This window comes from Pseudoflavonifractor sp. MCC625 (assembly GCF_018784545.1).
Lineage (GTDB): Bacteria > Bacillota > Clostridia > Oscillospirales > Oscillospiraceae > Pseudoflavonifractor_A > Pseudoflavonifractor_A gallinarum.
This window is the reverse complement of record NZ_WQOJ01000030.1, coordinates 430,273-456,843: the sequence shown is the minus strand read 5'-3', so window position 1 is coordinate 456,843 and position 26,571 is coordinate 430,273. Positions and strand designations below refer to the sequence as shown.

Annotated in this window: 26 protein-coding genes and 1 tRNA gene; 4 read left to right on the top strand and 23 right to left on the bottom strand. The window is 60.9% G+C overall.

Annotated elements, in window-relative coordinates; genetic code table 11:
* Positions 1–71 precede the first annotated feature (71 nt).
* The 23 genes from GPK94_RS09585 to GPK94_RS09475 all read right to left on the bottom strand — a co-directional run bounded on the left by GPK94_RS09585 (position 72) and on the right by GPK94_RS09475 (position 21,081).
* Positions 72–797, bottom strand: coding sequence for a pseudouridine synthase (locus tag GPK94_RS09585; RefSeq protein ID WP_193536793.1), 726 nt, complete (start codon positions 795–797; stop codon positions 72–74).
* Between the two features lie 87 nt (positions 798–884).
* A complete protein-coding gene (locus GPK94_RS09580; protein ID WP_215655656.1) occupies positions 885–2,042 on the bottom strand; it encodes a D-alanyl-D-alanine carboxypeptidase family protein in 1,158 nt (385 codons plus the stop codon).
* 79 nt (positions 2,043–2,121) lie between these two features.
* Entirely contained in the window at positions 2,122–2,529 is a 408-nt protein-coding gene (gene ytfJ, locus GPK94_RS09575; RefSeq protein WP_101693141.1) for a GerW family sporulation protein, read from the bottom strand.
* Complete coding sequence (locus GPK94_RS09570; RefSeq protein WP_215655655.1) at positions 2,519–3,178, bottom strand: DUF2953 domain-containing protein; 660 nt, start codon at positions 3,176–3,178, stop codon at positions 2,519–2,521. Before GPK94_RS09570 ends, ytfJ begins: the two co-directional genes overlap by 11 nt.
* Positions 3,175–3,774, bottom strand: coding sequence for an SMC-Scp complex subunit ScpB (scpB, locus tag GPK94_RS09565; RefSeq protein ID WP_193536801.1), 600 nt, complete (start codon positions 3,772–3,774; stop codon positions 3,175–3,177). Before scpB ends, GPK94_RS09570 begins: the two co-directional genes overlap by 4 nt.
* 15 nt (positions 3,775–3,789) lie before the next feature.
* A complete protein-coding gene (locus tag GPK94_RS09560) occupies positions 3,790–4,590 on the bottom strand; it encodes a segregation/condensation protein A (protein ID WP_328821030.1) in 801 nt (266 codons plus the stop codon).
* Positions 4,591–4,602: 12 nt separating this feature from the next.
* Positions 4,603–5,292 (bottom strand): site-2 protease family protein, encoded by a 690-nt coding sequence (locus GPK94_RS09555; RefSeq protein WP_346728010.1) that lies wholly within the window; start codon positions 5,290–5,292, stop codon positions 4,603–4,605.
* 195 nt (positions 5,293–5,487) lie between these two features.
* Entirely contained in the window at positions 5,488–6,240 is a 753-nt protein-coding gene (locus GPK94_RS09550) for a fumarylacetoacetate hydrolase family protein (protein WP_101693144.1), read from the bottom strand.
* Positions 6,241–6,837, bottom strand: a complete 597-nt coding sequence (yihA, locus tag GPK94_RS09545; protein ID WP_101693145.1) for a ribosome biogenesis GTP-binding protein YihA/YsxC — start codon at positions 6,835–6,837, stop codon at positions 6,241–6,243.
* Positions 6,838–6,894: 57 nt separating this feature from the next.
* Entirely contained in the window at positions 6,895–9,312 is a 2,418-nt protein-coding gene (gene lon, locus GPK94_RS09540; protein WP_193536803.1) for an endopeptidase La, read from the bottom strand.
* A 79-nt stretch (positions 9,313–9,391) separates the two neighbouring features.
* Positions 9,392–10,714, bottom strand: coding sequence for an ATP-dependent Clp protease ATP-binding subunit ClpX (gene clpX, locus GPK94_RS09535; protein WP_186963809.1), 1,323 nt, complete (start codon positions 10,712–10,714; stop codon positions 9,392–9,394).
* 84 nt (positions 10,715–10,798) lie between these two features.
* A complete protein-coding gene (clpP, locus tag GPK94_RS09530; protein WP_186963808.1) occupies positions 10,799–11,386 on the bottom strand; it encodes an ATP-dependent Clp endopeptidase proteolytic subunit ClpP in 588 nt (195 codons plus the stop codon).
* A 165-nt stretch (positions 11,387–11,551) separates the two neighbouring features.
* Positions 11,552–12,955 (bottom strand): trigger factor, encoded by a 1,404-nt coding sequence (tig, locus tag GPK94_RS09525; protein WP_101693149.1) that lies wholly within the window; start codon positions 12,953–12,955, stop codon positions 11,552–11,554.
* Positions 12,956–13,102: 147 nt separating this feature from the next.
* Positions 13,103–13,789 carry a metallophosphoesterase gene (locus GPK94_RS09520; RefSeq protein ID WP_101693986.1) on the bottom strand — a complete coding sequence of 229 codons (687 nt, stop codon included), beginning with the start codon at positions 13,787–13,789 and terminating at the stop codon, positions 13,103–13,105.
* Between the two features lie 33 nt (positions 13,790–13,822).
* Positions 13,823–15,310: a threonine synthase gene (gene thrC / locus GPK94_RS09515; RefSeq protein ID WP_215655654.1), complete on the bottom strand. Its 1,488-nt coding sequence runs from the start codon at positions 15,308–15,310 to the stop codon at positions 13,823–13,825.
* Positions 15,298–16,236: a membrane dipeptidase gene (locus tag GPK94_RS09510; protein ID WP_101693151.1), complete on the bottom strand. Its 939-nt coding sequence runs from the start codon at positions 16,234–16,236 to the stop codon at positions 15,298–15,300. The genes thrC and GPK94_RS09510 overlap by 13 nt, the downstream gene beginning before the upstream one ends.
* A gap of 34 nt (positions 16,237–16,270) precedes the next feature.
* Positions 16,271–16,633 (bottom strand): YraN family protein, encoded by a 363-nt coding sequence (locus GPK94_RS09505; RefSeq protein WP_101693152.1) that lies wholly within the window; start codon positions 16,631–16,633, stop codon positions 16,271–16,273.
* On the bottom strand, positions 16,630–17,244 hold the full coding sequence (locus GPK94_RS09500) for a ribonuclease HII (RefSeq protein WP_101693153.1): 615 nt from the start codon (positions 17,242–17,244) through the stop codon (positions 16,630–16,632). Before GPK94_RS09500 ends, GPK94_RS09505 begins: the two co-directional genes overlap by 4 nt.
* Positions 17,231–18,124, bottom strand: a complete 894-nt coding sequence (gene ylqF / locus GPK94_RS09495; RefSeq protein WP_101693154.1) for a ribosome biogenesis GTPase YlqF — start codon at positions 18,122–18,124, stop codon at positions 17,231–17,233. Before ylqF ends, GPK94_RS09500 begins: the two co-directional genes overlap by 14 nt.
* A gap of 206 nt (positions 18,125–18,330) precedes the next feature.
* Positions 18,331–18,672 carry a 50S ribosomal protein L19 gene (rplS, locus tag GPK94_RS09490; protein ID WP_101693155.1) on the bottom strand — a complete coding sequence of 114 codons (342 nt, stop codon included), beginning with the start codon at positions 18,670–18,672 and terminating at the stop codon, positions 18,331–18,333.
* 86 nt (positions 18,673–18,758) lie between these two features.
* Complete coding sequence (locus GPK94_RS09485; protein ID WP_215655653.1) at positions 18,759–19,412, bottom strand: site-2 protease family protein; 654 nt, start codon at positions 19,410–19,412, stop codon at positions 18,759–18,761.
* 3 nt (positions 19,413–19,415) lie between these two features.
* Positions 19,416–20,453, bottom strand: coding sequence for a M23 family metallopeptidase (locus GPK94_RS09480; protein ID WP_215655652.1), 1,038 nt, complete (start codon positions 20,451–20,453; stop codon positions 19,416–19,418).
* A gap of 103 nt (positions 20,454–20,556) precedes the next feature.
* Positions 20,557–21,081 (bottom strand): TIGR04002 family protein, encoded by a 525-nt coding sequence (locus GPK94_RS09475; RefSeq protein WP_215655651.1) that lies wholly within the window; start codon positions 21,079–21,081, stop codon positions 20,557–20,559.
* Positions 21,082–21,271: 190 nt separating this feature from the next.
* On the opposite strand from GPK94_RS09475, the gene GPK94_RS09470 reads away from it, so the two are divergent.
* The 4 genes from GPK94_RS09470 (at position 21,272) to GPK94_RS09455 (ending at position 26,529) form a co-directional block, all read left to right on the top strand.
* Positions 21,272–21,348: transfer RNA gene (locus tag GPK94_RS09470), tRNA-Pro, on the top strand.
* A gap of 393 nt (positions 21,349–21,741) precedes the next feature.
* Positions 21,742–22,173, top strand: coding sequence for a translation initiation factor 2 (locus GPK94_RS09465; RefSeq protein WP_215655650.1), 432 nt, complete (start codon positions 21,742–21,744; stop codon positions 22,171–22,173).
* Positions 22,174–22,289: 116 nt separating this feature from the next.
* Positions 22,290–23,207 carry a toprim domain-containing protein gene (locus tag GPK94_RS09460; RefSeq protein ID WP_252192561.1) on the top strand — a complete coding sequence of 306 codons (918 nt, stop codon included), beginning with the start codon at positions 22,290–22,292 and terminating at the stop codon, positions 23,205–23,207.
* 55 nt (positions 23,208–23,262) lie between these two features.
* Positions 23,263–26,529: an S-layer homology domain-containing protein gene (locus tag GPK94_RS09455; protein ID WP_215655649.1), complete on the top strand. Its 3,267-nt coding sequence runs from the start codon at positions 23,263–23,265 to the stop codon at positions 26,527–26,529.
* The last annotated feature ends 42 nt before the right edge of the window (positions 26,530–26,571 follow it).

Sequence of the window (26,571 nt, the reverse complement as noted above, 5' to 3'; positions counted from 1 at the left end):
CGTTTCCTTTTATCCTATAATCATACCGGGAAGTCTCTGGAATTGCAAGACCCGTTCTGCAAGTTTTCACTTCATTCTTGCAAATCCGCTCCGCCGCGGCGCAGCGCATCCAGCTCGCCGGGGGTCAGCTTTCTCCACCGGCCCGGGAGCAGGTCGCCCAGGAGTACCTCTCCCTCCCGTACCCGGCAGAGGCGGCGCACTTCCAGCCCGGCCAGGGCGCACATCCGCCGCACCTGCCGGTTGCGCCCCTCGTGGATGGTCACGGAGAGCACACTCTCCTCCTTTTCCCGGCGGAGGAACCGCACCTGGGCCGGATGGAGGGGCACCCCGTCCAGCTCCAGCGGGCCCCGCAGTACCGGGATCCCCCGCTCCACATCCCCCGTCACCCAGACGTGGTACTCTTTTTCCACCTCATGGCTGGGATGCAGGAGCTGATGGGTGAGCGCGCCGTCATCCGTCAGAAGCAGCAGCCCCTCCGAATCCAGATCCAGTCGGCCCACGGGCCAAACCCGGGCCCCGCACCCCTTGACCAGATCGGCCACCGTCCTGCGCCCCTTCTCGTCCGACAGGGTGGTCACAAATCCCCGGGGCTTGTACAGCATCAGATAGGTCCGCTCCTCCGGCGCGCGCAGGGGACGCCCGTCCACGCGGATGTCATCCCGCTCCGGGTCGGCCTTCTCCCCCAGCTGTGCTTTTCTGCCGTTCACGGTCACCCGTCCGGCCTGTATGTATGCCTCCGCCCCCCGCCGGGATACCACTCCGGAGGCGGACAGGATCTTTTGCAGGCGTTCTTCCAAACTCACTCATCCCCTGTTCTCTGTTGCATTTGTGCAAAGGACGGTCCCGCAGGCAGATGCCTGCGGGACCCACAGGAGGGGTACACTTTAAAAGAGTACCCGCTCCATCCAGATCTCCGGCTCGGGAATGGGCGCCGAGGCCGTCTCCCCCTTCCACAGATCCTGAAGGCGGGAGAAGAGACCTCCGCTTCCCGCCCGATCGTCCTCCACGCTCTGGCCATAGACCAGATAGGTGCTTCCAATGGGCTCCCCGTCCAGGGAGAAGCAGAGCTCTCCGGCAATGGCCCCCTGCTCTACCGGCGCCTCCACCGTGTCCGGGAGCACGATACGGACCTTGACCCGCTCGGCCTGGGTCAGCGGGTAGGAGACCTCACCATAGGTCACCACCGGCACATACCGCTTCAGGCTCCCCTCCACCGGGATACGGGTAAACTCCTTGCCCGCGCGGGCCAGAAGTTGTCTCGGATAGGTCTCAAATCCATAGTCGAAGAGGGCCGCGTGGTCCTCCCAGTCATTGCGGTCAAAGAGGGTCACCGCGATGAGGGTCTGTCCGTCCCGCTCGGCCGCGGACACCAGCGTTCGTCCGGCCAGATCGGTATATCCCGTTTTCAGGCCGATGCAGCCCTCATAGCGCCAGAGGAGCTTGTTGTGGTTGACCAGGCTCCGCTCCCCCACCGTGATGGTCTTGGTGGAGACGATCTCCCGCAGCTTCTCATTGGCAAGGCACACCTGGGCCAGCCGCGCCATATCCCGGGCGGTGGAGTAGTTTCCCTCGTCCTCCAGCCCGTTTGGGTTGGAGAAATGAGTATGTTCCATGCCCAGATCCCGGGCCCTCCGGTTCATCCACTCCACAAAGGTCTCCACGTCCCCGGCGCAGCCCCCCGCAACGGCCAGCGCGGCGTCGTTGCCCGAGGAGAGCATCAGGCCGTAGAGCAGCTCCCGCAGGGTGAGCTCCTCCCCGGCCCGGAGATACATGGAAGAACCTCCCGCAGTGGTCCACTCCGGCTGCACTTTGATCACGGTCTCCAGATCCGGCGTGGACTCCAGCGCCACCAGCGCGGTCATCAGCTTGGTGGTGCTGGCAATGGGCCGCTCCTCCTCCGCCTGGTAGGCATAGAGGATCCGCCCCGATTCCGCATCCATCAATATAGCGGATTTTGCGGAGAGTGTGGGCGTCGCAGCACCCGCCGGGCAGACTCCGGCCAAAACCGCAAGCCACAATACCAGCGCCCAGACCCGTTTCATATCTGCCATCACCTCGCATCTGAATCGATGATGGCAGTATGCCCTCCGCGTCCGGGCATTATACGTGCCCGCTTGGCCCTTAGAAGGTCTCCTGCTCGGCCGCCTTCTTCTCCTTCTGCTGGTCAATAAAGGTGGTGACACGGTCCACCAGCTCAGGCACCAGCTCCACCACACGGTCGGCGGTGTTGGAGGCCGGCGGATCCACCGGCAGGAGCTTGACCATGTCCCCCTTCAGAATCAGGAAGGAGACCGGCGTCACCTTGACGCTGGCACCGCCGCCGCCCCCGAAGGCATTCTCCCCCTCCGGCTTTTGATGCTTGGTGGCAAATTCACTGCCGCCCGAGGCAAAGCCCACGCTGATACGGGAAACAGGGATGATGGTCACGCCATCCGCCTGAATGGGGGTGCCGATCACGGTGTTGGCATCCACCATCTCCTTGATCTTCTGCATGGTCTGCCCCATGAAATCGCTGATCTTAGTTTCCATACTTTACCGCCTCTTTCTGTTGAGGGCCCTTGTTTGACATCAAACCGCCCGTTGTTTCCTTCCAGACTTTCCAAGCCGCATACCCACACCAGAGGCCAAACCCGATCAGCTGGCCCAGGGTCATGGACAGGGCCAGCGTCAGCCGTACCTCTGTGTTCTCCCGCTCAAAGTCCACCGCTGTGCGGACTCGATTGTCCTTACACCGGAAATTTTGCTCCAAAACCGGCAGGATTATCCCACAGCTTGCGTTCACTCGTCCAAATGCCATGGCCGTATCGCCCGGATCCTCGCCGCCCAGAAGCACATCCAGATGAAATACATCGATGCGGATCCGCCGGCGCAGCTTTCCGGCCGCCTCCCCGATGAGGGGCAGCACCCGCTTTACCAGATCCAGTACCCGCTCCGCGGTCCAGGGCGGCCCGGGCTCCTTCGGTTTTTTCGGTTTCTTCGGCCGGGCCTTCCGTTCTTTTTTCGAAACCCGGTCGGGCTCTTTCTTCTTTTTCCGGGGATAGAGACGAATGGGCACGCCGCTCACACGCAGCCATATCCCCACCTCTCCGGGATGATAGCGGACCTCCCCGCCCAGGCGCAGCTGTCCCAGGAGGAAAAGGGCCAACACGACCGCCCCGGTGATCCAAAGACCATTCAATCCTCCATCGCCCCACTCTCCGCCTGCGTGCGCAGAAGCGCAAGCCGTTCCTGCAAGGCACGGGCCGCCTGGCCCTCTTCCGTGGAGACCTGGGGCAGCTCAGGCAGATCCTCCAGCGTGGAAAGCCCAAAGGAGCGCAGGAAGGTCTGGGTCGTCCGGTACTGAATGGGACGCCCGGGAACGGCCAGACGTCCGCAGGGCTCGATCAGGTCCCGGTCGGCCAGCTGGCTGACCGTATAGGCGCTGTCCACCCCCCGGATCTGGTCGATATAGGCCCGGGTGATGGGCTGAAAATAGGCCACAATGGAGAGCACCTCCAGGGCCGTCTGGGACAGCTTGGGCGGCCGCCGTCCCTCCAGCGCTTTTCGGATGACCGGCGCATGCTCGGGCGCCGAGCAGAGCTGATAGCTCTCCCCCAGCTGCACCAGGCGCAGGCCGCAGCGGTCATACCGGTAGCGGTCGGCCAGCGCTCCGCACAGGGCGTCGATCTGCTCCCGGCTCATCTCCAGAGCCAGACAGAGCCGCTCCGCCGGCACCGGCTCTCCGGCGGCAAAGAGGATGGCCTCCACCGCCGCTTCCAGTTCCTTTCGTTCCATGGCCACCTCCTTGGTTTACGGCTCCTGCTGCGCCTTTGTTTCTTCTTCCCCGGGCGCGGACAGGACGGGGGCGACGGTACAGCGCCGGTCCGTCCCGGTGAGCAGCAGGCGGCGGGCCTTGCACAGCTCCAGCACGGCCAGGAAGGTGGCCACCACCTCCGAACGGCTCCGGCTTCCCCGGAACAGGGCGAGAAAATGGGTCACCCCGCTGTGCAGAAGACGGCGCAGCAATTCTCCGGCCTTGTCGGCCACCGGGTAGGGCTCCCGCCCCACAATGCCCTCAAAGGCCGCCATGGGCGGCGTCCGCTTCTGCTCGCTCCGGCTCAGCACCGGGAGAAGGGCACGGTATAATTCTTCCTTCTTATGGGAGTAATGATACATCCGATCCTCCGGAAGACGCTCCGGAGGCTTGGTCATGTAATCCTGCCCCACCTTCCACCCTTGCTCCAGCTGGGGCAGGACTGCTTTGATGCGGGCATAGTTCTCATGGCTCTGGTGCTCCTCCAGGGAGGCCATCAGCGCCTCCATCTCGGACAGGGCCTCCTCGTCCTGGATGGAAAGGAGCATCCTGGTCTTGATGAAAATGAGCTGGGCCGCCATCTGGACAAACTCACTGGCGATCTCCAGATCCAGCTCTTTCCGCCGCTCCATCCACTCCAGGTATTGTTCCAGAATGAGGGAGATCTGAATATCCCGGATCTCCATGCGGTTCTTGCTCAACAGATGGAGAATCAGGTCCAGAGGGCCGGTAAAGTCCTCCCGCTCCTCCGAGCGGGACTTCACCACCCCCTCCAGGTGGTAAATGGGGCTGTCCACGCCGTCCGCCCCCTAACCCAGCAGCATCCGGAAGGGCGCGCTGGCCGCCCGGGCCAGCCAGTCCAGCACCCCGTCGCGGGCCCACACCAGGCCTCCGTCCAGCGCCCCGCTCCACAGGACTACCACCAGGAGCAGCATTCCAATCCGCTCATAGCGGAGGATGGTATAGTAGATCCGATCCGGCAGCAGCGCTCCCAGCACCTTGGAACCGTCCAGCGGCGGAACAGGAATCAGATTGAAGAGGCCCAGGCCGACGCTCAGGATGGCGACGGTGGCCAGAAAATCAATGACCCAGATCAAGAGCACACTCTCCGCCTCGACCTGGTATCCCACCGTGATCAGAAGCGCCCGCAGGCACAGGGCCAGATAGGCCAATACAAAGTTGGAGACCGGCCCCGCCAGGGCGGTCAGGGCCATGCCGCTCTTGGGGTGCTTGAAATAGCGCATGTCCACCGGGACCGGCTTGGCCCAGCCGAATCCGGCCACCAGCATCATCAGCGCGCCGAAGGGGTCGATGTGGCGCAGCGGATTGAAGGACAGCCGGTGCATCTGCTTGGCGGTGGGGTCCCCCAGCAGATAGGCGGCCAGTCCGTGGCAGGTCTCATGGACGGTGAGACACAGGAGCACGGCCAGGATCTGCACCAGCATCCACAGCATTCCCTGCCAGTCCAGATGATGAAAGAAATCCGAAAAACTTACCACTGATCCGCCCTCCTGCAGCTATCCGGTCCTGTCTTCCCCCCGGTGGGGAGAACGGACCGTCTCGTAGACCTCATTATACCAAATCCCCCTGCAAAACACAAGGCGGCCCCTCTGCTCCGCCAAAAGGGGGAGCCCGCCCGTCTCTTCGGGCAGACTCCCCCTCGTTTTCCTGCGGAGCACGGTGCTCCCGCAGCGTTATACCACGTGGTTGCGCAGGACTCCGATCCCTTCGATCTCGACCTCCACCACATCGCCCGGGTGCATGGTACCCACGCCGGCCGGGGTTCCAGTGGTCACCACATCCCCCGGCTCCAGGGTCATAGAGGCCGTGATGAAAGCCAGCAGCTCCGGAATCTTGTGCATGAACTGGGCAGTCCGGCCCTGCTGCACGACCCGGCCGTTGAGCCGGGTCTGGATGGCCAGGTCGCTCCCGTCCACCTCGTCCGTGACGATGGGGCCCACCGGAGCAAAGCCGTCCATGCTCTTTCCCCGGGTCCACTGCCCGTCGCCCTTCTGGATATCCCGGGCGGTCACGTCGTTCAGACAGGTGTAACCCAGGATATAATCTGCAAAGTCTTCTTCCTTTACATCCTTTGCACGGCGGCCGATCACGACGGCCAGCTCTCCCTCATATTCCAGGCGCTGCACAAAATCGGGCGCGTGGAGGGGCCCCTCCGGGCGATTGAGAGTATTGGGCGCTTTCAGGAACAGGATGGGCCGCTCCGGCACGCCCTCCCCCATCTCGATGGCATGATCATAGTAGTTCTTGCCAATGCACACGATCTTGGTGGGTTCGCAGGGGGCCAGCAGGCGGCAGTCCGCCAGCGGAAGGCTCTCTCCATCGTAGCAGATGCCCTCATAGGGCGCGCCGGTCAGCGTGCGGACCAGTTCTCCCTGGAGCACGCCCCAGACCGGAGTCCCGGCGCGGTCAATGCGCACATACTTCACTTACATGCCCTCCTGGTGGTCCAGAATGGCATCCAGCAGAGCCGTCCGCCCTTCTCCCTTCTCAGCCGAAAAGGGAATTACCTTTACAGATTCGTCCAGTTCCAGAGTCTCCCGGACCCGCTGGAGATTGGGCTCGATCTCACTCTTTTTCAGCTTATCCAGCTTGTTTGCCACCACCACGAAGGGGCGGCCGCTCTGCTTGAACCAGTCGGCCATCACGCAGTCATCCGCGGTGGGCTTGTGGCGGGAGTCCACGATCAGGACCCCGAGGGTCATCAGAGTCTGGTCGGCAAACCAGCTCTCAATCAGGCGGCCCCAGCGGGCCTTCTCCGCCTGGGAGACCTTGGCATAGCCGTAGCCGGGCAGGTCCACCAGATAGAGCTTCTTATCGATGAGGAAGTAGTTGATATGGGTGGTCTTGCCCGGTGCGGAGCCCACCCGCGCAAAGTTCTTGCGATTGAGCAGCTTGTTGATCACCGAGGACTTCCCTACATTGGATCGCCCCGCAAATACCACCTGGGGCAGCATGTCCCGGGGAAAATCAGCCGCCTTTGCGGCCGAGCGGATAAACTCCGCGTTGTTCAGATTCAGCGGCATAGCGCGCCCCTTTCTCGTGTTCCCCGCCGGAGCATGCTCCGGCGGGGAACCGTCTGTTTACTGATGGATGGAGATTCCACCCGCGGCCGGGGACGCCTCCGCCGGGGCCTCCGGCAGCTGCCCGGCCCCCTGTGTGACGTCCAGCCCCAGGGCGTAGGCCAGCACCGCATCCACCTGCTCGACCGGCAGGAAGTGCAGCGCGGCGCGCACGGTCTGGTCGATCTCCTCCAGATCCTTCTCGTTCTCCGCCGGCAGGATCACCGTACGGATGCCGTTGCGCAGAGCGGCCATGGTCTTCTCCTTCAGGCCGCCGATGGCCAGCACCCGGCCCCGCAGCGTCACCTCGCCGGTCATAGCCAGCTCCCGCCGCACCGGTGTGTTGGTCAGGGCCGAGACCATAGCAGTGGTAATGGCAATGCCCGCCGAGGGGCCGTCCTTGGGTACCGCCCCCTCCGGGAAGTGGACATGGATGTCCTTCTTCTGGTAGAAGTCGGCCTCGATGCCCAGGCGGTCCGCCCGGCTGCGGATGTAGGAGTAGGCCGCGTGGGCCGACTCCTTCATCACGTCGCCCAGGTTGCCGGTCAGTTCCAGCTTGCCGGAGCCGGGGACCACATTGACCTCCACCTCCAGCAGCTCGCCGCCCACACTGGTCCAGGCCAGGCCGTTGACCACGCCCACCTGCTCGGTTCTGGGCAGGCGCTCCGGGTGATAGCGGCGGATACCCAGGAACTCCTCCACGTTATCACCTGTAATGCTAACAGACTTTACACCGTCTGACACCACACGCATTGCGACCTTTCGGCACACAGCGCCCAGCTTCCGCTCCAGGATACGCACGCCCGACTCCTTGGTATAGCCGGTAATGATCTCCCGCAGGGCGCCGTCGGTGAGCTTGAGCTGGCTCTTCTTCAGGCCGTGGCGCTTGAGCTCCTTGGGCAGCAGGTGGCGCTTGGCGATCTGGAGCTTCTCCTCGTCGGTGTAGCTGGACAGCTCGATCACTTCCATCCGGTCCAGCAGGGGCCGCGGGATGGTGTCCAGTGTGTTGGCCGTGGTGATGAAGAGGACGTCGGACAGGTCGTAGGGCACCTCCAGGAAATGGTCCCGGAAGGTGCTGTTCTGCTCCCCGTCCAGCACCTCCAGCAGAGCGTCGGCCGGGTCACCCCGGTGGTCGGAGCCCAGCTTGTCGATCTCATCCAGCAGCAGCAGCGGATTGGAGCTGCCCGCCTGCCGGATGCCGGCGATGATGCGCCCGGGCATGGCGCCGATGTACGTCTTCCGGTGTCCCCGGATCTCGGCCTCATCGTGGACGCCGCCCAGAGAGATCCGGGCCAGCTTCCGGTTCATAGCCTTGGCCATGGACATGGCGATGGAGGTCTTGCCTACGCCGGGCGGGCCCACCAGGCAGATGATCTGCCCTTTCAGATCGGGGGCCAGCTGCTTGACGGCCACAAACTCCAGGATGCGCTCCTTGACCTTCTCCAGGCCGTAGTGGTCATTGTCCAGCGCCTTGCGCACGGCCTCCACATCGGCCCGCTCCTTGGTCTTTTTGTTCCAGGGAAGCTCCAGGCACACGTCCAGATAGTTCCGCAGGACGGTGGCCTCTGCCGAGCCAAAGGGCTGCTTTTCCAGCCGGCTGACCTCTTTCAGGAGCTTCTGACTCACCTCTTCCGGCAGCTTTGCCTTCTCGATGGCCTGGCGGTACTCGGCGATCTCGCTGTCTCCTCCGGCCTCGCCCTCGCCCAGCTCCTGCTGGATGACCTTGAGCTGCTCCCGCAGGTAGTAGTCTCTCTGGTTGCGGTTCATGCCCTCCCGGACCCGGTTCTGCATGTCCAGCTCCAGCTCCAGCACCTCCAGCTCCTGGCGCAGCTGCCGGAAGAGCTTCTCCAGCCGGCGGACCGGCCGTAGCTCCTCCAGGATGGACTGCTTGTCCCCGGTACGCATGACGATGTTCTGTGCGATGTAGTCGGCGATGTAGCCCGGGTCCTCGCTGGAGATCAGGTTGAGCAGCAGATCGGGGGTCATTTTGGGGGCCAGCTCCACATAGCGCTCGAAGAGCTCATAGGTCTGCCGGATCAGGGCCTCGGTCTTGGCGGAACCACGCACCGGCTCCTCCGGTACGATCTCCTCCACCTCCGCGGCCAGATAGGGGGTCAGCTGGGTCAGCCGGTGCATCCGGCCCCGGGCTGCGCCCTCCACCATGACACGGACGTTGTCGCCCGGCAGGCGGAGGATCTGCCGGACATTGCAGATGGTGCCAATCCGGCACAAGTCCTTCTCCTTGGGGGACTCCACCGCGATGTCCCGCTGGGCCACCAGGAAGATGGGCGTTCCGCTGGTCATCGACTCGTCCAGCGCCTTGACGGAGATCTCACGTCCCACGTCAAAGTGCAGCATCATATTGGGAAATACCGTCATGCCGCGCAGCGCCAGCGCCGGCAGCGTCACGGTCTGAATCTCTTTCTCCTGTTCACTCATGATCATTCACTTCCTTTCTGGAAGACAGCAATATGCATAACGGGGCGAGAGAATCTCCCTCGCCCCGCTGTCCGTCTGTTTAAGAAACATTTCCGTGGGCGGGGGCGCCTCCCTGCTCCGCCCGGAGCTCCGCGCTGCCCAGCCGGGGACGCTCCGTCCGCTCGGGGTCATGCTCCACCGCAGGCGGGACATGGTCCCGCACACTCTCGGCGGTGATGGTCACCTTTGCGATGGTGGGGTCGGACGGCACGTCGTACATGACCTGGGTCATGACCTCCTCCAGCACCGCACGCAGGCCGCGGGCGCCGATGCCGCGGGCAATGGCCTTGTCCGCCGCCGCCTCCAGCGCTTCCGGCTGGAACTCCAGGTCCACCATATCATACTCCAGCAGCTTCTGATACTGCTTGACCAGAGCGTTTTTGGGCTCGGTCAGGATTTGTACCAGCTGCTCCTTGTTCAGGGCCTGGAGCGCCGTGATGACCGGCAGACGGCCCACCAACTCCGGAATGATACCGAATTTGAGCAGATCGTGGGGCTGGATCTCCTTGTAGATCGCGGAGGTATCCCGCTCCTTCTTGCTCTCGATCTTGGCGCCGAAGCCAATGCTCTTCTTATCCAGCCGCTGCTCGATGATCTTCTCGATGCCGTCGAACGCGCCGCCGCAGATAAAGAGAATGTTCTTGGTGTTGATCTGGATGAACTCCTGATGGGGGTGCTTGCGTCCGCCCTGGGGAGGAACATTGGCCACCGTGCCCTCCAGGATCTTCAGCAGCGCCTGCTGCACACCCTCGCCCGACACATCCCGGGTGATGGAGGTGTTCTCGCTCTTGCGGGCGATCTTGTCGATCTCATCCACGTAGATGATGCCCCGCTCGGCCAGCTCGATGTCGAAATCGGCCGCCTGCACCAGGCGCAGGAGGATGTTCTCCACGTCGTCGCCCACATAGCCGGCCTCCGTGAGGGTGGTGGCGTCCGCGATGGCGAAGGGCACCTTCAGGATGCGGGCCAGGGTCTGGGCAAAAAGGGTCTTGCCGCTGCCGGTGGGACCGATCAGAAGGATGTTGCTCTTCTGGAGCTCCACGTCCTCCCCGCCGCCGAAGTAGATGCGCTTATAGTGGTTGTAGACCGCCACCGAGAGGGCCACCTTGGCGGCCTCCTGACCGATGATATACTGGTCCAGGACCGTCCGGATCTCCCGGGGCGTGGGAATGACGTCGGGAATATCCAGCTGTTCGTCCTGGGATTCCTCGGGGTCGTAGGCGTCATCCAGAATACTCATGCACAGATGCACGCACTCATTGCAGATATAAGCGCCCGGGCCCGCGATAATACGGTTGACCTGCTCCTGATGCTTGCCGCAGAAGGAACAGCGTACCGACTTGTGTTCGTCGTTTTTTGCCATAATGTTACCTCAGTCACAGGCAACTCTGCCCGATTCAAAGATGTGGAAAGAGGAGCGGGCGACTTGATCTCCCGCTCCCCCGCGTTACTTGTTGCCGTTGGTAATCACTTTGTCCACCAGACCGTAGGCCAGAGCCTCGTCGGCAGACATAAAGTTATCCCGCTCGGTATCCCGCGCGATCTCCTCCACACTCTTGCCCGTGTTGCGGGCCAGGATCTGGTTGAGCTTGTCGCGGGTCTTCAGGATCCAGTCGGCGTGGATCTTGATGTCCGAAGCCTGCCCCTTGGCGCCGCCGAGAGGCTGGTGGATCATGATCTCCGCATTGGGCAGGGCAAAGCGCTTGCCCTTGGCCCCGGAGGAGAGCAGGAACGCTCCCATGCTGGCGGCCATGCCGATGCAGATGGTGGACACGTCGCACTTGACATACTGCATCGTGTCATAGATCGCCATGCCGTCGGTGACCGAGCCGCCGGGGCTGTTGATGTAAAACTGGATATCCTTGTCCGGGTCCTGGGCCTCCAGATAGAGCATCTGGGCCACGACCAGGCTGGCCGTTGTGGCGTTGACTTCCTCGCCCAGGAAAATGATGCGGTCGTTCAGCAAACGGGAAAAAATATCATACGACCGCTCGCCACGGTTGGTCTGCTCCACTACATAGGGAACTAAACTCATGTTTTGGTACTCCTTTTTTGTTCAAGTCGGGGCGCGCCCGACCATCCTCTCCGCGGCCGGCGGGCACTCACACACAGAGTATACCCGCGCGCTGGCGGATTATACCAAAAACGGGGCAGTTCAGGAGGCGGAACCTGCCGCCTCCTGAGTCCCGAACGGAGCGAATTAGCCCTCGGTCTTCTCCTCAGACTTCTCCTCGTCCTTCTTGGTGGTCTTGCGGGTACGCTTGGGCTTCTCCTCGCCCTCGGTCTCCGCGTCCGCCTTCTTCTTGGTGGTCTTCTTCTTGGCGGGAGCCTTGCCGGTCTTGGCGCTGTCGAACACGACATGAGCGGCCTTCTGGCGGCACAGATCGCGCTTGAGGTCCTCCACGATCAGGACCTTCTTGAGCTGCTCCTCGGTCATGTTGTACTGCTCAGCCAGACGCTTGATCTCGGCCTCGACCTCCTCGTCGGTGACCTCGATCTTCTCAGCGTCCACGATGGCGCCCAGGGCCAGATCGCTCTGGACCTGCTTGAGGGCGCTCTCCTTAGCCTGCTCCTTCATCTGCTCCATGGTCATGCCCATCATGGCCAGGTACTGGTCGAAGGGGATGCCCTGAGAGGTCACGCGCTGGGCATAGTTGTTGACCAGCTTCTCGGCCTCGGCGTCCACCATGGCCTCGGGGATCTCGACCTCCATGTTCTCCACGACCTGCTCGATCAGGGCGTTCTCAAAGGCGTGCTGAGCGGCATCCTCACGGCGGGCCTTCAGCTTGTCGCCCAGGTCCTTCTTCAGATCGGCCAGGGTCTCAAACTCGGACACATCCTTGGCGAACTCGTCGTCCACGGTGGGGAGCTGCTTCTCCTTGACCTCGTGGACCTTGACCTTGAACACCACGGGGGCGCCGGCCAGCTCCTCGGCCTGATAATCCTCGGGGAAGGTCACGTTCAGATCCTTCTCGTCGCCGGCCTTGGTGCCCACCAGCTGATCCTCGAAGCCGGGGATGAAGGTGCCGGAGCCCAGCTCCAGGCTGAAGCCCTCAGCCTTGCCGCCCTCAAAGGCCACGTCGTCCTTGAAGCCCTCGAAGTCGATGACCACGGTGTCGCCCAGCTTGGCCTCGCGCTCCACGGTCACGGCGCGGGTGGCGCGGTTGATGTAGGGCTTGAGCTCGTTGTCCAGGTCCTCGTCGGTGACAGTGACCTCTTCCCGCTCAGCGGTCAGGCCCTTGTACTCGCCCAGCTTGACCTCGGGACGCACGGTGACCTTCGCCTTGAAGGTGAAGCCGTCCTTGCCCACTTCCTGGATCTCGACCTGGGGCCAGGCCACGACGTCCAGCTTCTCCTGCTCCACAGCCTGGCTGTAAGCCTCGGGATAGATCTCGTTGATGGCATCTTCATAGAACACGCCGGAGCCGTACATACCCTCGATGATCTTACGGGGGGCCTTGCCCTTCCGGAAGCCGGGCACGCTGATCTTGCTGCGCTGCTTCTTGTAGACCTTCTCGATGGCGGCCTCAAACTCCTCGCCGCTCACCTCGATGACCAGCTCGACAATGCTCTTTTCCTGCTTTTCAACGCTCTTGACATTCATGTTGTTTACTTCCTCCTATCGGTTCCGAACGGCCCGATCAACCGGCCGCCGGTAGCCTTTGTTGCATTATCCGTGTAATTGTACCAGAAAACCAGATGGATTTCCAGACTTTTTACAAAAATATTTCCGTCTCACGCCAAATCGATCTCAGTCGCAGATGCGGTAGGGCCGAAATTGCAGATAATCCGCCGCCACCAGATGGTAGTCTACGCCCCCGCTGGGCCCCTCAATGGCCAGTCGGTGGCTCCCGCCGTGGAGGTGCCCGTAGAAGCACTGTTCCACGCCGTACTGCTCCAGAAGGGCGATGATCTCCGCGCACAGATAGCCATGATACCGGGGCGGATAGTGCAGAAAACACAGCTTTTTCCGCTCTCCGGCCGCCTTTAGGGAGGCCTCCAGCCGGATCAGCTCCCGCCGGAACACCTTGTCGTTGTGTCCTCCCTCGTCCTCCTCATAGAACCATCCCCGGGTCCCGCACAGGGCATAGGGCCCGTACTCGTAGCAGTTATTGTGAAGGACGTGCAGGCTTTGAAATCCCCGCTCGGCCCAGAACCGCTCCATCTTTGAGGCGGTGTTCCACCAGTAGTCGTGGTTGCCCTTGAGGATCAGCTTGCGGCCCGGGTAGGACTCCAGAAAGGCAAAGTCCCGCTCCGCCTGCTCCAGACTCATCCCCCAGGAGATATCGCCGCACAGGACCAGGGTATCCTGGCTCGTCAGAACGCTCAGCCCCTCCCGGAGCTTCTCCACATAGCCGCTCCACGCACCGCCGAATACGTCCATGGGCTTATTGACAGCGAGAGACAGATGGGTGTCTCCCAGTGCATACAGCGCCACGCGCACACCAACCTTCCAGCGCTCCGTGGCGCATTATTTCAGAAAATCCAGTACCGCCGTCTCCATGGCCTCCTTGGCCGTGACCTTGGCGTCCCGGGGCTTGAAGTGCTTCAGGGCAGCCAGAGGCGCAGGGGCCGGAACGCCCGTCTTCTCGGTCAGCTGGTCGATGACCGCGATACCCTGGGCGATCTCCTTCTCCCCCAGAGCTTCCAGCACATCGGCGCAGAACTTGAAGGGGCTGGCGGTGGAGACCACGATGGTGGGGGTCTCATCCCCGCTCTCACGGCGGTACTCCTCCAGCACGTGGAAGGCCACGGCGCTGTGGGGATCCACCAGGTAGTGGTTCTCGTTCCACAGCTTGGCGATGGTCTCCTTGGTCTGGGTGTCATCGCAGAACCCGGCCGCGAAATTCTGCTGGAACCGGGCGCGGACCGAGTCGCTGACCTCGTAACGGCCCTGGTTGGCCAGCTGGGTCATATAGCTGCGCACTTCCCCGTCGCTGCGCTCGGCAAACTCAAAGATCATCCGCTCCAGATTAGAGGAGATCAGGATGTCCATGGAGGGCGAGATGGTATTGTAGAAGGTCCGGTTCCGGTCATAGATGCCGGTGCGGATGAAGTCGGTGAGCACCTTGTTCTGGTTGGAGGCGCAGATCAGCTTGCCGATGGGCACGCCCATCTCCCGGGCGTAGTAGGCGGCCAGGATGTCGCCGAAGTTGCCGGTGGGCACGCAGACGTTGACCTTCTCCCCCCGCTGGATCTTCTCGTCCCGCAGCAGGTCGCAGTAGGCCGACACATAGTAGACGATCTGAGGCAGGACCCGGCCCCAGTTGATGGAGTTGGCCGAGGAGAAGAAATAGCCCCGCTCCGCCAGGACATCCCGCAACTTCTCATCGGAGAAGAGGCGCTTGACGCCGCTCTGGGCATCGTCAAAGTTGCCCTCCACCGCGCAGATCCCCACGTTCTCTCCCTGCTGGGTGAGCATCTGGAGCTCCTGGATGTCGGACACGCCGTCCTTAGGATAGAACACCAGGATGCGGGTCTTGTCCACATCCCGGAAGCCCTCCAGCGCGGCCTTTCCGGTGTCGCCCGAGGTGGCCACCAGGATGCAGGCCGTCTTGTCCTCCGCGTTCTTGCTCAGAGAGCCGGTGAGCAGGTGGGGCAGCATCTGAAGCGCCATGTCCTTGAAGGCGCAGGTGGGGCCGTGCCACAGCTCCAGGCAGTAGGTGGTGTCGTCCACCTGCCGGACCGGGGCGACCTCCTTGACGTCGAACTTATTGTCCCCATAGGCCCGCTTGGCATAGGCCGTCAGCTCCGAGACGGTGAAGTCGTCCAGGAAGGGCTTCATCACATAGACAGCCCGCTGCTGGTAGGACATCTCCCGCATGGTCTCCAGCGCGTTGGGCGAGAGCTTGGGGAAGACCTCCGGGGTGAAGAGGCCTCCGTCCCGGGACAGGCCCTGGGCAATGGCCTCTGCGGCCAGCTTTTTCATTCCTTTGTTTCGTGTGCTTACATAGTACATACTTCGTTCACGACCCTCATCATATTGTCAAAGAAGATGGCATGTACCAGTTCTTCTTTATAGTTGCGCTGAAGCATCCGGTCATAGATCTTGCCCATGTCCTGGATGCCGTCGATCCCGTCGGGCATCTCGTCATAGCAGCCGTCCAGATCTCCGCCCATGCAGATGTTCTTCTCGCCACCCAGAGAGAGGAAATGCTCGATGTGCTCCACCACGGTATCCACGGTGGTGGGCTCGCCCAGGAAGGTGCGGTACATATTGATTCCGGCTACGCCGTTGTGCCGCATGATCTCCCGGAACATGTCGTCGGTGAGGTTGCGGGGCTGGTCGCACAGGGCGCGGGCGCAGGAATGGCTGGCCATAAAGGGCCCCTCCACGATCTCGGCCACATCCCAGAAGCCCGGATCGGACATGTGGGACACATCCACCAGCATGTGCAGCTCGGTCATCCGCTTGACAAAGGCCTTGCCCTCAGGGGTGAGCCCCTTGTCGGTCTCGTCCTCGGTGGTGCCGCACAGGATGTTGGCCGCATTCCACACGGGGTTGATGGCCCGCACGCCCATCTCCCAGGCCTCCTGGAGGCCCTCCAGGGTGCAGTCGATGAGATCCGCCCCCTCGATGGAGAGGAAGGCCGCCCGCTTGCCCGCGGCAAATGCCGCCTTGGCCTCTTCCCCGGTCCGGCACTGGACGATCACATCCTGATTGAGCTCCATCTCCCGCTGGAAAATGGCGTACTCGGCCCGGAACACGTCCCGTCGGGTGACCCCCGGCTTGAGGACTTCATCGGCAAAGAGGGCAAAAAACTGTCCCCACTTCCCGATATACTCCGCCCGCTTCAGGTCCTGATTTCCAAAATTCTCCCGAATGCCGTATCCGTAACGGTAGCACCGGGTCATGGTATCGCAGTGTCCGTCAAACAGATCCATTCTGCTTACCTCCTTCTCTCAGCGGTTCCCCCGCTTAAAACGCATTTTCGATGTATGTAATGGTCACCCTGCCCGCTTCCTCCGCCGGGCAAACCTCCGCCACATCAAAGCGGGGCTGCTTTTCGGCGGGGTTGGCGCTCAGGTAGAGCTCTGCCGTCTGGCGCAGGCGGCACTGCTTGCGCGCGTCCACCGCCTCCAGACCGGAGCCATATGCACAAGAGCTTCGGAACTTGACCTCCACAAAGGCCAGGAAGGCCTCGTTCTCCGCGATGAGATCGATCTCCCCATACCGGCTGCGGTAACGCCGCGCCCGGATGATATATCCGCGCCGCTGCAGCTCCCGCTCCACCTGTTCCTCGCCCCAGCGCCCCCGTTCCTCTGCCCTTCTGCCGCTCACAGGCGCTTCAGAAAGGTCCGGCGGTGGATGGGACTGGGTCCATACAGCCGCAGCAGCTCATAGTGCCGCTTGGTGCCGTACCCCTTGTGGCGCTCAAACTCGTACTGGGGATAGGTCTTGGCCGCCTCTTCCATCCAGCGGTCCCGGCTGACCTTGGCCAGAATGGAGGCCGCAGCGATACTGGCGCTGTGTCCGTCCCCCTGGACGATGGTCCGATGGGGGGTGGTGATGGCGGCGCTCTTCCCCTTGTCCCGGTTGCCGTCGATGAGGGCAAAGTCCGCCGCCCTGTCCAGGCGGTCAATGGCCATCTGCATGGCCTTCATCCGGGCGCTCAGAATATCGGTCTCGTCGATCTCCGAGGCATCCACCCAGGCCACCGCCCAGGCCGATGCCTGCTCCCGGATCGCATCAAAGAGGATGTCCCGCTTTTTCGGCGTGAGCTTTTTGGAGTCGTTGAGCCCGTCCAGCTCCACGCCCGGAGGCAGGATCACCGCCGCCGCGTAGACCGGACCGGCCAGCGGTCCCGCGCCGGCCTCGTCGCAGCCGCACACCGCGGCATAGCCTTCCGCCCACGCCTCCCGCTCATACTGCCAGAAATCAATCTTCTCCACGGGGCGCCTCCGTTTCGGTCTCCTCCCGCCGGACATCCTCCGGCGTCTCCAGGGTAAAACGCCCCAGCTTACCGCCCCGGTACTCGTCCAGCAGGATCTTGGACATCCGCTCCGTGTCCGGCTCTCCGCCGGAGATGAGGAAGCCGCGCTTGCGGGCGGCCCGCTCCAGCAGCTCCCACCCCTGGGCTTCGGGATCGGCCTCGATCTTATACCGTCCCAGTGCCTCCGGATAGCGGCGGTTGAGCAGGTCCATGAAATGGCAGGCCAGTGTCTCCACATCCATGATCTCATCCTTCACCGCGCCGGTAAAGGCCAGATTCAGCCCGATGGACTGGTCCTCAAACTTGGGCCAGAGGATGCCGGGCGTGTCCAGCAGATCCAGAGAGGCGTCCACCGACACCCACTGCTTGCCCCGGGTGACGCCGGGCCGGTCCCCCGCCTTGGCCGATTTGCGCTTGGCCACCTGGTTGATGAAGGTGGACTTGCCCACGTTGGGCACCCCAACGATCATAGCGCGGATGGGACGCCCCACCTGCCCCTTGGCCTTCCACTGCTCCAGCTTGTCCTTCAGTGCAGCGCGGGCGGCGGCGGAAAACTGATTGACGCCCTTCCCGTCCTTGGCGCTGGTCTCCAGCACGGTGAAGCCCTGGGCACGGAACCAATCCCCCCAGGCCCGGTTCTGGGCGGGGTCGGCCTGGTCGGCCCGGTTGAGGATGATGATGCGCGGCTTGCTCCCCACCAGCTCGTCAATGTCCGGGTTGCGGCTGGAGACTGGAATGCGGGCGTCCACCACCTCGGCCACCAGATCCACATATTTCAGATGCTCCGCGATCATACGCCGCGTTTTCGTCATATGTCCCGGATACCACTGTATGTTCATGGCGTTCAGCCCCTTTGTATATTTGCATAATCACGATTCTATCATTATACACAAGATAGCGTCAGAAAAAAAGACTTTTATTTCAGAAATCCATTTTGAACCCTTCGACAGAACCGGCAATTTTTCACGAAAAACGAAAAAACAGGACGGTTTCCCGTCCTGTTTTCCCAATTTCCAGGAGCTCGCTCCTGAAATATGCCTGAAAATTAGATGCGCTCCTTGACCTTGGCAGCCTTGCCCACGCGGTCACGCAGGTAGTACAGCTTGGCACGACGAACCTTACCCTTGCGGACCAGCTCGATCTTCTCCACAGAGGGAGCGTGCAGGGGGAACACCTTCTCCACGCCAACACCGTAGGAGATACGGCGGACGGTGATGCTCTCCTCAATGCCGCCATGCTTCTTGGCAATGACGGTGCCCTCGAACACCTGGATACGCTCGCGGTTGCCTTCCTTGATGTGAACGTGCACGCGGACGGTGTCGCCCACATTGGCCACAGGGGCCTCGGCCTTCATCTGCTTCTCGGTAAAAGCCTTCATCAGATCCATGGATATTTCCTCCTCATTTATAGGTGTTCTTGCCGGGTTGTTGCCGCAGGCTCTTTCTTCGTCCCGCGCCAGCAGAGGAACACCCTTTATTCAGACTTTGGAAGTATATCACACTTCTTTGGGGATTGCAAGGGTTTTCTGCGCAATCTCCCTCTCCCGCCGCCCCGCTCCGGCTCAGGCAGAGAGAGGATGCCGAGCCATCCAGCGGTCAGGAGCAGCGTCGGATTCCCCCGCTGAAGCAAAAGCCAGATCCCGGCCCCTCCGAGGGCCAGCGCCAGGGCCAGGGAGATCCCCTGTCCCCAGCTTCTCTTCCAGGCGCCGCCCTCCAGCAGAGTGCGCAGGATGCGTCCTCCGTCCAGGCCTGCGATGGGCAGAAGGTTAAAGAGCCCCAAACTCAGATTCAGCCCGATCAACAGATACCGCTCCTCCCCCATGCCCTCGCCCCAGCGGGTGATGGCCGCCGCCGCGGCCAGATTGGCGGCCGGGCCGGCCAGTGCGGTCAGGATGCGGAACACGCGCCCGTTAGGGGCGCTGGCGGAGAGGCGCATCTCCGCCCCCACACAGGTCAGACGGAGCCCGGTGACCCGTCCGCCCAGCAGGCGGATGGCCAGATAGTGCCCCCCTTCATGGAGGGCGCAGGCGGCAGCGCCCCAGAGCACCACGCCCTGGGTATCCATATAATAAAGGAATGCGGCCAGCAGGAGAAATCCCCCGCTCACCTCCAGACAGCCCCATCTCATGGATCAAGAGCTCTGCGTCTGAATATAGTACAGTGGGTTGAGGCGGACCTGGTTCCGCTTCACCTCAAAATGCAGGTGCGGCCCTGTGGCATTCCCGCTCTGCCCGGACAACGCCACCTGCTCCCCCGCCTTGACCTGCTGTCTCTGCTGGACATCCAGCCGGTCACAGTGGGCGTAGAAGCTGGTGACGCCGTTCCCATGGTTGATCTGAAGATACAGACCGTAAATAGAGCTCTCCCCGATATAGTCAATGGTTCCGGCTGCAAAGGCCAGGACCGGCGTGTCCAGATTGACCGCCAGATCCACCCCGTTGTGGAATTTCTCTCCGCCGTCCACCGGATGCTCCCGCCAGCCAAAGGGGGATGAGACCCAGCCGAGGACCGGTGTCGCAGTCTCTCCGATGTCCAGCCGGTACTTGTCCATCGTGGCGTTATCGGGCAGAGTCGGTCCGCTGTACTCCATGTGCACCACCGCCGGCTCCGCCTCCGGTGTGGGTTCCGGCTGGACCGGTTCGGCCTGCTGTGCAGCCGTAAAGACAAAGGGAGCCGGCGGATCGGCGGCTGTCTGCGCCTCCTCTACCCCCAGATAGACGCCCGGAGGGCGCTTCTCCCCCGCCGCCAGCCGCTGGATCTCCGCGGTACAGAACATCCCATCCACCGCCGTGGAGGACGTGCTCACGCGCACCTCAGAAGAGGTTCCAAAGACTTCGGTACAGAAATCTCCCAGGGTCTCCGTCACAGTCTCCCCCTCCGCAATCGCCCTTCCCAGATTGGAAAAAGCCGCGGTAAAATCGGTGTCCGCATGGAGCATTTGGGCCAGTTCCTCCCGCATGGAAACCAGACGCTCCGGGAAGACACCCTTCCCCACCAGTATGACCACAAATGCCATGGTACAGACGGCCAGTTGGATCAGCCTCCGCCGCTCCTTTGCGCCCAACTCCACCCCACGGCGCTTCTTCTGCCGCGCCGATGGATGCGACGATATACTTCCGGACCGCCCGGCCCTTCTTCTGACCCATTCCTGATAGGTCGTGTTCTCCATACCGCGGTCCCCCCTTTCCACTCAGGTTGCATTCTGTTTGTCCTAACAGTATGCCTGGGGAGACGCGGATATGCCTAAGGCATCCCAGCCGGGATGCCTTTCGTCAGGTGAGCACGTGCTTTTCCATCTGCTGCTTTAGATGTGTCATATCGACTGCTCTGGCCACGATCAAAAAGATGACGCCGTTTCCCAGAGACTGGATCGCAGTCCCGGCAAACTGCGGCCAGAAGCTCTGTATGCTTCCATAGAGAACCACTGCACACAGGCCGTACGCAGCCGGCGAAAAGACCGAGGCAAGGACCAGCCCTACATAGTTGCGCTTACACAGGAAGGTGGACGCACGGGATGTAAAAAAGAACACCAGGCAGCTCTTGATTACCAGTGTTGGCAGGCACCAGGCCGGATACGTGAGGAGATCCGCCAGCCCCGCTCCAATGGCGGCAGCCGCCGCCGCGTAGGGCGTCGGGAGCAGACAGGCGACCATATAGATCAGCACATCGCCCAGATGGATGTATCCCCCCGGAAAGGGAATGTGGAACAGATACGCGGTCGTCATGGTAATGCAGGCTGCAAAAAGCCCGGATACCACGATATATTTGAGGTTTATGTTCTGTGACTTGGTTTTCATACGCGCTTTCCCTCCTCTTTTGTTCTATGATACCGCGTCCTGCACATTTCAAAAGAGTCAGTTTCCGTTTTTTTGATAGGACCACGCCAGAAAACGCTTTTTAAAAATTTTTGATAAAAATGCAAAAAACACTTGCATTATAAAATAATCTGTGATATAGTATACAAGTCGTCTGACGAGACAACTAAATCCGGGTGTGGCGAAGTTTGGTATCGCGCTTGAATGGGGTTCAAGAGGCCGCTGGTTCGAATCCAGTCACTCGGACCAAAATGTGTTGATGAAAGATGCAACGCCGAAAACGCCGCACGAAAGTGCGGCGTTTTCACATATAATGTGCCACTTTTAGAATGAAAAAGTTGCAAAAACTCGATTTTTCAAAATTTCAGTTTTGCCCAGCGAGAGGCGACATTTTGAAGATGCGCCCTGCCAGATTTGTGGTCTGGTGTGGTTCGAACACCGAGGCTTAAAAAAGAATAAAGAATAAGAAGGCAGGCCGCCGTTCGGCTCCCTATGTGGGAGCGGACGGCGGCCTTTTTCGACTCATAGGTGCTTATGTTGCTTTCGCTTCGTTTGTCTATCATTCCTTGGTGGTGTTGGTAATAGCTTTTACTGAACCTTTCGGGTATGCTTGCGTTACAAAAAACGAGGAGGTATCCGAGAATGGCAACCACTAAAAACTTGTGTGCTCAGATTCCCATCGACCTACATGAGCGGGTCAGTGAAGAACGAGAACGGCTGGGCCTGACCACCAGCGAGTACATCGTCAACCTCATCCAAGACTATTACAACATGATGGAAAATCAGAAAGGCGGCATTCAAATGACTGAAAAAGGCAGAACGATGGCATTCCAGATTCCCGAAGAACTCTTCCAGCGCATCAAGCGTCACTTGGAGCGCGAGACGCTCCGCAGCGGCAAAAAGCTCACCCAGCGAGACTTCGTGCTGAACCTGATCACGCAGGCACTGGACGAAGCGGACGCTGAGAACGCCGCAGAGCAGAACACCCCCACTGAGCCCCCTGTCGCGCCCCGTGTGGCCGACGTGACCGCTCCAGCGAACACGGACACCCCCGACGAAGATAACGCCGTGTAAGCCCGCACAAAAGCCAAAACAAAAGAACATGATTTAGGGAAAGCCACCCAGGGCATCCGAATATATCGGATGCCCTGGGTGGCTTTTTGCGTTTCATCAGAAAGGAGGCACACATTATGGCAAGCGAAATCAGAAATCGCTTCACAGACACAGAAATGCAGATCGCCAGAGAAACGGACCTGCCGGAGCTGCTCTCCCACCTCGGCTATCAGGTCAAGCGCGTGGGACGCTTCCATACTACCGCGGAGATGGACAGCCTGCGGATCAAGGACCGGCATACCTGGTTCCGGTATTCCCAGAATACCGGCGGGGATGCCATTACCTTTTTGCAGCAATTCTGCGGCAAGAGCTTTCCAGAGGCTGTGGAGTACCTGCTGACCTTCCATGGGAAAGCCAGAGACGCGCCCATTCCGCAGCCAAAGCCGATCAGCCAGAAACAGGAGTTTTCCCTGCCGCCCCGCAATGCGGATGACCGCAGGGTTTTCGCCTATCTCCGTAAGCGAGGTATCGCTGCCCAGGTGATCCGACAATTTCTGAATGCCGGTCTGCTGTATGAGGATGCGGTACATCATAACTGCGTCTTCGTCGGAAAGAACAGCGCGGGGCAGGCAAAATACGCAGGCCTGCGCGGCACCTATGATCTGAACGGTCCCGGCTTCAAGGGAGACGCTCCTGGCAGCGACAAAAACACAGGCTTCTCCCTCCCGCGCGATCCGCAGTCAGATCTGGTGCTTGTCTTTGAGGCACCCATCGATCTGATGAGTTACCTCACGCTCCACAGAGACACAACCAACGCCGTTGCTCTGTGCGGACTCTATGACGGCGCACTGCAGACCTATTTGCAGGCGCATCCGGAGATCCGCCGTATTGCGCTGTGTCTGGACGCGGACGAGCCTGGGCAGAAAGCCGCCCAGCAATTACAGGAAAAGTATCAGTTACAGGGGTATGCCGTTACCGTGGAGAAACCGCGCTGCGGCAAGGATTGGAACGAGTATCTGCAAAGAAAGATTTGCAGCCGGGAAAGGGGGCGATAGCCAAAAGAACATCGTTTTCAACGCGGATAAAAAACAAAAAATATAAGGAGGACCTATGAATCTGAAAAAGAACCATTATTCCCGCAGGGCGCTGGCACTGCTGCTGACGCTGGTCATGTGCGTGGGCATGATCCCCACCGCTTTTGCCGCCCAGCAGAACAGTTACCACGACCCCGCCGAGCACTGGATGCAGGCATCCGGCCGTACCAATGAGCTGGACGCCAACAGTGTTGTGACCCGCGAGACCTTCAAGTGCGGTGAGTGCGGCAAAGCCACATCTTTTGAGGTGTTCCGCGTTCCCGAATATACCCGCAATGGCCAGCCGGCACTCAGCCGCAATGTGAAATATTCGGACGGCACGATGGTAGATGGCGTCGGCAAAGGTGATACCATGGACGGCATCCCCGGCAAGGACGCCACCTATACCGGATATCACTACACCAAAGCCGTCTGTGAAACCTGCGGCGGCATCAACACAAATATGAGCAAAAGCGAGTACGGCTATCTGAAAAATGTCTACTGGCTGTATGACTGTGCCGCCGCATTTACGCAGGAACTGGACGAAACCGTTTCCTACGAGTATACGGATGATACCTATCACACTGTCACCACCAAGGGCGGCACCTACTGCGCATTCTGCTACGGTACCAATCATACGGTCAGCCGCAAGCTGGAGCGCCACAGCATGGTGACGGAAGTCCTGCCCCAGCCGGCAAACGGACGCTTCGCTACGGTAGAGAAATGCAGCCTGTGCGACTACGCCCGTTATGACTACACGGCGGCAAAGGCGGTCATTGCAGACTATTACGGCGTGGTGGACGGCAAGCCCCACACCATCACGGTCAGCGATCTCTCCGAAGCCGGTGTCCGCACCTCTATCCGCTACGGCAACAGTGCGGATAGCTGTACCATGACCTCCGCGCCCAACTACACAGAGGAAGGTCAGTACATGGTTTACTATGAGATCACCTACACCTACAAGGGCAAGGAAATGACCGAGAACGGCGTGGCGAAGGTATGGCTCCGTGACGAATCCACCAAGGATGACGGCTCTTGTGCCTGCGGCTGCGGCGATCCCAACTGCGGCTGCCAGAACAAGAATTGCAATGGAAATTGCTGCACCGACAAGGGCTGTGGTGAAAATCACAAGTATATTCTGCTGGACAGCACCAAGGCTGGCTGCACCACCCTTGGCTATGACCGCTACCTCTGTATGGAGTGCGGCAAAATCGAAAAGCGCGACTATGTGGACTCACTCGGTCACGCATGGCAGAGCATCGTCATCCGCGACGCTACCTGCGAAACGGATGGCAAGTTGCTGGAGCTCTGCTCCCGCTGCGGACAGATGAAGCAGACCGCCACGCCCAAGGGCGAACACAGCTATGAGGTCTATACCGTGGCCGCCACCTGTACCAGCCCCGGTTATACCGTCCGCGAGTGCTCCGTTTGTGGCGATCGTCACATTGAGGACATCACTTCCGTTCTGCCCCATAACTACGAATCCCATGTAATCGCCGCGACCTGTGAGGGCGGCGGCAAGACCATCCACCGCTGCGATGGCTGCGGCAGCAGCTTCGTCACAGACTACACCGATGCGCTCGGTCATAGCTGGGATGAGGGAACCCTCGTCACCAACGCCACCTGCACCGGCGAGGGCGTCATGGAATACCGCTGCACCCGCTGTGGCTACCACCGTCTGGATGCCGACCCCGCGGATGGCCACATCCCCGGCGCTCCTGCTACCTGCACGGAACCCCAGCTCTGCACCCGCTGCGGCGCTGTGCTGGAAAAGGCCCTGGGACACGATTACAAGTCCGAAGTGACCGCACCCACCTGCACCGAGATGGGTTACACCACCAACACCTGCGCCCGCTGTGGCGACACTACCAAGACCGACTATACCGAGCCTGCCGGTCATAAACCCGGCGACTGGATCATCGACAAGGAGCCTACCACCGATTCCGAGGGCAGCAAGCACAAGGAGTGTACCGTGTGCGGTGAAAAGCTGGAGACGCAGCCCATTGAAAAGATCTACAACAGCGCCACCACGGACAGCAAGGGTGAGGCCATTGTAGGCGGCTACCTTGTGACCGTCACCGATACCGACACCAAGAATCCTATTGCCAATGCTGCCGTGGCGCTCCATAAGGACAACAGCATCTCCATCCGCCTGCCGAATAGCCGCCTGCTGGACTACGCAGACCAGACGACCGTGACCGTGCAGCTTGTCAAGGACAAGTCCGCAGTCCCCGATATGGGTATTTCCGTCGCAGATAAGAATGACAATTATGCCGCAGGCAAGACCGACAAGGCAGGTCAGATCACCGTCCCCACCGGCAGCGGTAAGACCAACGAGGACGGCAAGGTCACTACTGGCCATGAGGATGCGGACGGCGATCGCTGGACGCTGACCGTCAAGGTCATCCGCACGGACACGAAGCGTCCCATCTCCGGCAGTGCAGTGTCCATCGGCAAGACCGGCAATATCACAGTGAAGCTGCCGGACGGCACGGATCTGGACGCCAAGCATCAGGTGACGGTCATCGTGACCGACCACAAGAAGGCTCCCCAGCAGGGCAAAAATGTTACGGTCAAGGGTGATCTCGGCCAGTCTGCCGCAGGCAAGACCGACAAAAATGGCGAGCTGACCGTCCCCGAAGTGGAGCAGACCGAGCGCCACGGCGTTTACATCGTCGGCTACACGGACGGCACCTTCGGCCCCAGCCGCAGCATGACCCGCGCGGAAGCCGCCGCTATCTTCGCCCGTCTGCTGGCGGAGAAGAACGGCGATACCATTTCCACGGCGGCAAATACCAAATTTGCGGATATTCCCGCCCATGCCTGGTATAGCGGCTATGTGAAGTATCTGAGCAACAACGGCATTACCTACGGTAAGAGCAAGACCATCTTTGCCCCCAACGATGCCATTACCCGTGCTGAGTTTACCACGATGGCTGTCCGTTTCTTTGATGTGTACGGTGATGGCGACGCCGAGATCATGGAGCAGTTCGGCGGTTTCAACGATGTTTCCTCCGGCTATTGGGCGGCAGAATACATCAAGTACGCCGCGCTCCACGGCTGGATCAACGGCTACGGGGACGGCTCGTTCCACGCAGAGCGCGAGATCAACCGCGCCGAGGTCGTCACCATTGTCAACCGCCTGCTGGGCCGCGAAGCGGATGAGGACTACATCGCGGACAATCTCCGCAAGCTCAACACCTTCCCGGATGTCAGCCGCAAGCATTGGGCGTATTACGCCGTCATGGAAGCTGCCAACGCCCACACCGCCGTTCTGGGCGAGAGCGAAAGCTGGAGCAAGTAAATTGTATCCCCCTGCGGGTGGTCTGAGAGCAGACCACCCGCA